The organism is Inquilinus sp. OTU3971, assembly GCF_038440215.1.
Genome location: NZ_JASATH010000430.1, coordinates 1 through 728, shown reverse-complemented (window position 1 = coordinate 728; position 728 = coordinate 1). Strand labels below are relative to the sequence as shown.

The 728-nt window shown below is 67.7% G+C and carries 1 protein-coding gene; it reads left to right on the top strand.

Going from position 1 to position 728, the window contains the following annotated elements; all coding sequences use genetic code 11:
- Positions 1–728, top strand: a 728-nt coding sequence (locus tag AAHM41_RS40285) for a cadherin-like domain-containing protein (RefSeq protein WP_342242271.1), incomplete at both ends; no start/stop codon positions are given.

Here is a 728-nt window from a genome sequence, read left to right as displayed (position 1 = left end):
GTGATCCTGGCCGGCGCCAGCGATGTCGATGGCGACTCCGTCACCCTGACCGGTGGCTCGGCCCTGCACGGCACCGTCTCCCTCGACGTCGACGGCAACCTGGTCTACACGCCGAGCGCCAACGCCAACGGCCCCGACGTGATCACTTACACCCTGTCCGACGGCCAGGGCGGCACCACCACCGGCAGCTTCAACGTGGGCGTCGGCGCGGTGAACGACAACCCGACCTCCGGGACGGTCGCGAACCAGAGCACCAGTGAAGACACCCCGCTCACGGTCTCCAAGGCCCTGATCCTGGCCGGTGCCAGCGATGTCGATGGCGACACCCTCACCTTGATCGGCGGCTCCGCCCTGTACGGCACCGTCTCCCTCGACGCCAATGGCGACCTGGTCTGCACGCCAAATGCCAACCTCCATGGGTCGGGTGTCGTCACCTACACCCTCTCCGACGGCCAGGGCGGCACGACGACGGGGACCTTCAACGTCACCGTCGCGGCGGTGAATGACGACCCGGTGGCCGGCACGGTCGCCGATCAGAGCACCAATGAGGACACCCCGCTCACCGTCTCCAAGGCGCTGATCCTGGCCGGTGCCTCCGACATCGACGGTGACACCCTGTCGATCACCGGTGGCTCGGCCTTGCACGGCACCGTCTCCCTCGATGTCGACGGCAACCTGGTCTACACGCCGGCTGCCAACGCCAACGGCCCCGACGTGATCACTTACAC